This window comes from Allofournierella sp. CML151 (assembly GCF_027853465.1).
Lineage (GTDB): Bacteria > Bacillota > Clostridia > Oscillospirales > Ruminococcaceae > Allofournierella.
In genome coordinates this window covers 33,668-40,290 of record NZ_JAPNNW010000027.1, presented here as the reverse complement: position 1 = coordinate 40,290, position 6,623 = coordinate 33,668, and the positions used below count along the sequence as shown (strand labels likewise).

At 47.4% G+C, this 6,623-nt stretch carries 9 protein-coding genes; 2 read left to right on the top strand and 7 right to left on the bottom strand.

What is annotated here, in order from left to right; translation table 11 throughout:
- Nucleotides 1–26 precede the first annotated feature (26 nt).
- The 7 genes from PH256_RS14260 to PH256_RS14230 all read right to left on the bottom strand — a co-directional run bounded on the left by PH256_RS14260 (nucleotide 27) and on the right by PH256_RS14230 (nucleotide 5,112).
- Nucleotides 27–221 carry a hypothetical protein gene (locus PH256_RS14260; RefSeq protein WP_270914709.1) on the bottom strand — a complete coding sequence of 65 codons (195 nt, stop codon included), beginning with the start codon at nucleotides 219–221 and terminating at the stop codon, nucleotides 27–29.
- The gene (locus PH256_RS14255) at nucleotides 218–427 is read right to left on the bottom strand and encodes a hypothetical protein (protein ID WP_270914708.1); all 210 of its coding nucleotides are present in this window, start codon (nucleotides 425–427) and stop codon (nucleotides 218–220) included. The genes PH256_RS14260 and PH256_RS14255 overlap by 4 nt, the downstream gene beginning before the upstream one ends.
- Nucleotides 428–1,262: 835 nt before the next feature.
- Nucleotides 1,263–2,324, bottom strand: coding sequence for a hypothetical protein (locus PH256_RS14250; protein ID WP_270914707.1), 1,062 nt, complete (start codon nucleotides 2,322–2,324; stop codon nucleotides 1,263–1,265).
- A gap of 416 nt (nucleotides 2,325–2,740) precedes the next feature.
- Nucleotides 2,741–2,980: a hypothetical protein gene (locus PH256_RS14245; RefSeq protein ID WP_087182151.1), complete on the bottom strand. Its 240-nt coding sequence runs from the start codon at nucleotides 2,978–2,980 to the stop codon at nucleotides 2,741–2,743.
- Nucleotides 2,981–2,997: 17 nt separating this feature from the next.
- A complete protein-coding gene (locus PH256_RS14240) occupies nucleotides 2,998–4,137 on the bottom strand; it encodes a Fic family protein (RefSeq protein WP_270914706.1) in 1,140 nt (379 codons plus the stop codon).
- A 97-nt stretch (nucleotides 4,138–4,234) separates the two neighbouring features.
- Nucleotides 4,235–4,570 (bottom strand): hypothetical protein, encoded by a 336-nt coding sequence (locus PH256_RS14235; protein WP_270914705.1) that lies wholly within the window; start codon nucleotides 4,568–4,570, stop codon nucleotides 4,235–4,237.
- Nucleotides 4,567–5,112: a hypothetical protein gene (locus tag PH256_RS14230; protein ID WP_270914704.1), complete on the bottom strand. Its 546-nt coding sequence runs from the start codon at nucleotides 5,110–5,112 to the stop codon at nucleotides 4,567–4,569. The genes PH256_RS14235 and PH256_RS14230 overlap by 4 nt, the downstream gene beginning before the upstream one ends.
- Nucleotides 5,113–5,731: 619 nt before the next feature.
- Between PH256_RS14230 and PH256_RS14225 the strand changes: the two genes are divergently transcribed.
- The gene (locus tag PH256_RS14225) at nucleotides 5,732–6,292 is read left to right on the top strand and encodes a flavin reductase family protein (protein ID WP_270914703.1); all 561 of its coding nucleotides are present in this window, start codon (nucleotides 5,732–5,734) and stop codon (nucleotides 6,290–6,292) included.
- A 12-nt stretch (nucleotides 6,293–6,304) separates the two neighbouring features.
- On the top strand, nucleotides 6,305–6,589 hold the full coding sequence (locus PH256_RS14220; RefSeq protein WP_270914702.1) for a DUF1905 domain-containing protein: 285 nt from the start codon (nucleotides 6,305–6,307) through the stop codon (nucleotides 6,587–6,589).
- Nucleotides 6,590–6,623: the final 34 nt, after the last annotated feature.

Below are 6,623 nucleotides of genomic sequence, written 5' to 3'. Positions count from 1 at the left end.
TTTCTCATTTTTTATCCCTGTCTGATTTACACATCATCGCAGGCAGCGTATGCTCCCTCTACAGATGCAGCATTCTTCTCGCTTCCTCCATACATTTTTCTACTACCGGACGATGCTTCGCTTCTCTCTTGTCGTTGTTTACTCCAACAGCCATATTTCAGTACATTACGCTTTTCGATCCCTTCATAGTTCATCTCACCAAAAAGATCATCCAGAGTCAAAAGATCGGAAAGTTATCCCTGATTTTCTTCATCGGAGCAAGCTCCCTTTCCAGGACCTTATCGTCAAGAGTTGTCTGTGCCACCCGATAATACTCCACTCTGCCATTTTTTATAGCCACAAAGTCTACTTCTCCATCTGTACCATATTGTCCCACATAAACCTCATAGCCACTGCGGCGCAGCTCTAAATACTCAATCTGCACCATTGGGTATTCGTTTATGAGGTTACGGCGCAGAATGCAGGATCGTATATGGGGTATGTCACCAGCCATATCAGGTCCTCACTGATGTGTCGGCCGGGTTGGATGTGTCACCAGTATTTTCCGATAAGTAGTTCGGACATATTTTGTTAAAGAGAAATCGGCCGGTAAATCTGGTACACACGGCCTGCGACTTGGTACAAATCGGGGGGCTGAAACGGGCCTCAAATTCTTACCGATCCGGGATATTTCCGCTTTCATTTTCCGCAAACCACAGCTGCGGGTAAAAACTCATGCATGGAATGTACACCTTCCCTGTCTTAGGTTCAGAAAAACTGACTACAGCAAAGGCCTTTTGAATGCAGCAGATTACCAGCTTGTGTCCCGAATCTTTCTCTTTTCATGCAACTCAATTTCCGGACTATTGCATTGACCTTCTCTTTGTAATAGTCCTTTTTCTTTTGGCACAAAATCGAAGGGAGCGATACTCCATGCCAAAACACCAAGAAATCCATAACCTGGCGGGGTCGCTGATTGAATGTGTGACACAAAAATATGGAAACTTGACGGGCCTTTTATATTTCTACAGCATACACCTATAACGATTCCTTCCCCAATCAGCTGCTGATCATCAGAAAGCCAAAATTCGAGTTATCGATTTTGTTCAGCTGAATTCCATCAAGGATATGAAACAGGCAAAAACAAAAAACCACCGGCACGGTGTCGGTGGTTTTTGTTGTATAAGTCTGTTGCCAAATAGAACCCCTATCGAATCAGTCACTCTGATTGTTCGGGACTTGTTTGTATGATCGCTATTCCGGGGCAAGTATAGCTGAACGAATCAGCAAATTTCATCCAGGACCTTGTAGCCTGCCATCACAAATTGCTGTATATAGTCAACATCTACTGTTATGCCTGTCTGAATACCGCACTGAGCGACAAGCTCAGGTGTGATGATTGGTTTCAGATGTCTGGAAAGATACCGAGACACCGCATGCGTTTGCCCTTCCAGTTCGACCAGTAATTCCATCAGCAGGTCACTCTTCCGAGGCGAATCATCGTAGCCACGTGCCACCAAAGCGATGTTATGATCAAAGTTCGGAGCCATGAAAAGGACCTGGCCCGTCTTTTGGTCCCTGAGCAAGCCATAATTGTAAGTGTGCCGGTCTGCATTCCGGCAGAAAGCGTCCATCAGAAGAAGTTCAACATACTGGTCGGCGATCTGCTCGCCAAATTCCAGAAACGCCTCGTAATTTGTTACATAATCCTCATCGTCACCAACAAGATAGGCCGCCGGCTCAAAATTCAAAACGCCTCGCGTAAAATCTTTCGTCCGGATGAACGCTCCGCTGTTTTGATATTCTGCCGTTGGGAAACCGAGAGCCCGGCAAAGCTCAAACACAAACAATTCCGAAAAACGCTCCAATTCGTTTTCGGCCTTGTACATCCACCATTCGCCGTTTTCCAGCCGCCAGCACTTTTCAAAGCTGCCGGTGTTGGTCAGCTCCGGCGTTCGACTCGGTTTTTTCGAAAAATCCGCCAGAGTACCTTTCAGCGCAAGGTCTGCAAAATCGTTATCACGAAACCGAACGTTCTCCCAAACAAGATCACTGCCTTCCGGCCGTACCCAGTAATTGTCTGTGATGGTGGCAGCATTAAAATGCAGAGCCGTGCTCAAATCATCCCGTTTCCGCAGCCGGAGTACCTTCTTGAGCAGACGGGAATGGGTACGGTGAGCGTCGATTGCCCGGTGTTCCAGCCAACCTTCGATAACGCCGCCGTGACGAAAACAAAGCGGTACAAGGTTCGGCTCGACCGGAATAACAGCGTGGGACTGAATGTGCGCAGCGACCGTATCACCGCACATCAGATCCGCATGATCGATTTCGTCCAGCAAATTCACGCAGACCCTCCTCTCCCAAAGCCAACCGCAGAACTCCCGAAGGCAGCAGTTTGTTGCCCGTCCAGCAGATGCTGCAAATGCTCAGGTAGCTCGCTGAGATTCCGTTCACCCAGCTCGACTCATACTGTACATGCATCGATGCCGGATGTGTCGATGGCAATAGTCTCCTATCCCTCGATATGCACAGCAATTTCTCGGGAAGACGCTCGATGTTATCGGAAAATGCATTGAGGTTATAAAATAAACTGAATCAGGCATGCCTTGCCCATCAATCTCAACGAGTGTTCCCGTACGCAGTACAGGCAGCAATTCTGCAGAAGTATATTTGTTTTTCGCCATTTTCTTAATTATACCACAGAGCCAACCTGTAGAACAAAAAAGGGCCGCTCTCAGAAAACACTGAGAGCGGCCTTGGCTTAAATCCTTGGTCCAAAGAAATGAATCTGTTCTTTTGGCACACCGATGCGGTTCTGATAGGTCACACGAGTCATTTCGGTTACGAAATCCCGGTCTTTTTCGGTCGCTTTTGACCACTGGATATTGTATTTTCGGCAGATTTCAAAGAAAGTGTTATACCATAACTCGCTGTTTCTCTGTCCTTCCCAATATTCTTCCTGGATATTTTTAGGCGGACGGCCAACAATCTTGCCTGCCATTTTGTATCACCCCCGCATCATGTTTTGAAGCGATATTTCCCCTTTCCCTGTCCAGAAACCGCCTCAATGATATCGGCTTGCAGCAAATTGGAAAGAAACTTGGATGCGCTCGAACTTTTCAGCCCAAGAAGCTCCATGGTTGCGCTTCGACCAAATATCCCACCATCACCGAATTTTTCGAAAAGTCTGTACACATGAACCGTTGTTTTCACGGAAAACTCTTTACCTTTTTCGGAAAGAACTCTTTCAATGTCCACTTTTTGGGCTCCAATGTCTACTTTTGCGGTTCCAATGTCCACTTTTTGCTCTCTAATGTCCACTTTTTTATTTTCCAGCAGCCGGCTTATATGCAGATTACGATTATGAAGTTCGTTCTGCTCATCCAAAAGCAGGTTTCTCAGAAACAGCTCCAGATACTCTGTTGTTTCATGGACGTTTTTTTGCAAATTCGTATAGTTGGCGCGTACGAGCGCGTTTCTGAAATACCAGGCATTCGCTGCAAAAATATCATTCGTTGCCGAGAAGCCCAGTGTGCGAAGATATTTAATGAGAAATACAGCAGTCGTCCTCGTATTGCCTTCGCCGAAAATATGAATCTGCCAAAGGCGTGACACAAAAACTGCAAGGTGGTGGATTATCTCATCCATAGACAATCCTTTGTAACTGAAGTCTTTTTCCTGCGAAAAATCATATTCAAGGGTAGCTTTTAACTCCGAAGCGCTGCCATACATCACAGTCTCGCCATCAAGCACCCACTCTTTTTTGGTGATGTTGTAGTCCCTGATTTTTCCTGCGTGTTTGTAAATTCCCTGGAACAGTTTGCGGTGAATGGAGACATACTCATTCGGCGAAAACGAAAATGCCGTTTCGGAAAGTATCTCTGCAATACGGGAAGATACCTTATCGGCCTCTTCTGTGCGGTCTGCATCGGACCAATGCGTTGGCCGTTCCCTATAATAATCTTCTATGAGACTTTGGGCTTCTTTTATTGTGATTTTGCCTTCAATATTTTGAATAGCGGTGTCAATCAGATATTTAGACGGTTTCAATCCATCCACAGCTTGAAGACCAATCGCCGTACTCCAGGCGTACCCTTTAATCGCTTTGTCCGGCTCAGATTCTCTCAAGTATTCCTCAAACGGGTCTTTATCTGCCATTATTTTGTTCACCAGCCTTTCCCACAATTATACCATATCATGCTTCTGAAACCAAGAAGTCGCCCTCAGAAAAACTCTGAGAGCGACCTTGGCTCAATTATTCGTTGGCCTCAGACAACATTTTTTGGAACAGTTCCTCGTACAGTCTTTTGGCCTCCTTGGGGCTTTTTCCGAAAATATGGTCACAGCAGTTCAGATGTCCATAACCATCTTTCGAAGTCACGAAAAAATCCTCGACCCAGCTACGGCCCGCCTCATGAGCGATTTTCAGGTTGGAAATCCACTCTTTTCGACAGATGACGCCGAACATTTTGGGACTTCGGAGATTATCCTTACGCCGCGTATCAACCGCAAACCAGTTTTTAATGCAATATCCCAGCACATAAACCGGCGCATCCGTATCCCATTCGCGACCATTGCAGAAGAATTTCATTCAGCGCCTTCTTTCTTTCCTCGTAAATAACTCAGCATCTGTTGAGGCGTGAAACCGAATTTGTCCATTACCTCCAGAAGAGCTTCAGCTTTCCAGCCATCATCAGATGCCCATTCGAACCGGAGCGCAGAGCCAGGCATCGAGAAAGAAAATGCAACCGCACCTCCCAGCAGAGCCATGTCATACCATGCAGCGACATCTTCTGTTGTGTACTCTTCCAAGAACGCAGAAAGTGTATTCATGGGAGCGGTTTCTTTCCACCAAAGCCGATGTGACAGCCAATCGGCACTTACAGCCATTGTCTCTACAATGTCGGTGTCAGCTTCGGCATCATATACCGACCGGTTCACCAACACATATTTTTCCTCGGGCATTACATTGATGGTGAAGGACATGCCGCTTCCCGAAATGAAAAACCGGCCCATAATATCTTCACGGCTCAGGTCTGTACCGCACTCATACCCTTCAGCATCAAAATGACGATTCTCTCCATTTTCCGCCGGACTGATGATCCCTCTATTGTACAGAATTCCAAGGATCATCGATTCTTATCTTTTCCGACGATGTAACATAAGCGTAAGCTTGCAGCAGCGAAAGGCTCATTCCATTCGGACTTGAACCCAAGTAATTGAGTGGACAGATCCATGGAAATGAGCAAATCGGCAGACACCAAAACCGCCTCAAACACCTACTGATTCAATCGTTTCTATTTCAGTTTTATTCAAGGATCTGGTATAATAGCAATATCATCAAATATTGCACAATTACCTATCAATTTTGCGGCTTGCGGCGCCGTCTATTTTACCGTCCGACTGCTCGGCGACATACTCACAAAAGCCCCCCGTTTTCAAGCATTTCCGCTTCACAAATACCTATGGATTATCCAAGTCGGAAGACCTCAGAAAGCCTTGATTGAAAAGGGTTCAGGCACCATTGGCTGTACCACGTCAGGCCGCGTAATCCGTACTGAAATTCCGGAAAGTGTTTGTCCATTCGGGGTGGGCAATGAGCTCGGATAAAAAGAACTGGTTTGTACCCAAAAGCAGAAAAGCCGTCGTTTCAAAATCAACTTGTTTCTATGCTTTTTCGTTGTGCCTGTTCTGTACCAATCTCTGCAGTTTGTAAGCACTATCATCCAGAATCCATAAGGAAGTATTTTCGATGCGTAAAAATTTTGGAGCCAAGCCCTGGACCTATCCGCAGCCGGTGTTCATCCTGGCCACCTATGATAAGAACGGTGTTCCGGATGCCATGAACGCCGCCTGGGGCTGTATCAGTGACGACAAGGAGCTGACCATGTGCATCAGCGCCAGCCACAAAACCACCGCCAACATTCTGGCCCGCAAGGCTTTTACCGTAAGTATGGCTACCGCAGACCAGGCTGTCGCCTGCGATTACGTGGGCATTGAATGCGGCAAGCGCGTGGCCAACAAGCTGGAAAAGGCCGGCTGGCACACCACCAAATCGGAATTTGTGGACGCTCCTCTGGTGGATGAGCTGCCCATGGCGGTGGAGTGCCGCCTGGTGAGTTACGACCCGGAAAGCTGCCGTCTGGTGGGCGAGATCGTAAACGTGTGTGCAGAGGAGTCCGTGCTGGACAGCGAGGGAAAAATCGATGTAGAAAAGCTTGCGCCCATTACCTTTGACCCGGTGCACAATGTTTATCGCAAGCTGGGCGAAGTCGTAGGCCATGCCTTCCAGGATGGCGCAAAACTGAAATAATCCGGTAACACCATGAGTGAATCATTGTATCAATTTGAGGCGGTGATCGAGCCGGTACCGGACAAGGGCGGTGCGTTTGTTCGGGTCCCGTTCGACATCCGCAAGGAGTTCGGCCAGGGCCGGGTAAAGGTGGAGGCCACCTTCAACGGTGTTCCCTACTGCGGCAGCATCGTGAACATGGGGGTTAAAAATCCCGATGGCTCCATCTGCTATATTTTGGGTGTTCGCAAGGACATCCAGAAAGCCATGGACCGTTATCCCGGTGACACCATCCGGGTGACAGTCCTCCGGATTTGAACGCCTTGCCAGGGGCATTTAAAACAACCTCATA

What these genes read in the sequence shown, in the direction of transcription:
- PH256_RS14255 (WP_270914708.1), bottom strand. Translation starts at nt 427, where the DNA reads ATGGTGCAGATTGAGTATTTAGAGCTGCGCCGCAGTGGCTATGAGGTT.
- PH256_RS14245 (WP_087182151.1), bottom strand. Translation starts at nt 2,980, where the DNA reads ATGGCAGGCAAGATTGTTGGCCGTCCGCCTAAAAATATCCAGGAAGAA.
- PH256_RS14240 (WP_270914706.1), bottom strand. Translation starts at nt 4,137, where the DNA reads ATGGCAGATAAAGACCCGTTTGAGGAATACTTGAGAGAATCTGAGCCG.
- PH256_RS14235 (WP_270914705.1), bottom strand. Translation starts at nt 4,570, where the DNA reads ATGAAATTCTTCTGCAATGGTCGCGAATGGGATACGGATGCGCCGGTT.
- PH256_RS14230 (WP_270914704.1), bottom strand. Translation starts at nt 5,112, where the DNA reads ATGATCCTTGGAATTCTGTACAATAGAGGGATCATCAGTCCGGCGGAA.
- PH256_RS14225 (WP_270914703.1), top strand. Translation starts at nt 5,732, where the DNA reads ATGCGTAAAAATTTTGGAGCCAAGCCCTGGACCTATCCGCAGCCGGTG.
- PH256_RS14220 (WP_270914702.1), top strand. Translation starts at nt 6,305, where the DNA reads ATGAGTGAATCATTGTATCAATTTGAGGCGGTGATCGAGCCGGTACCG.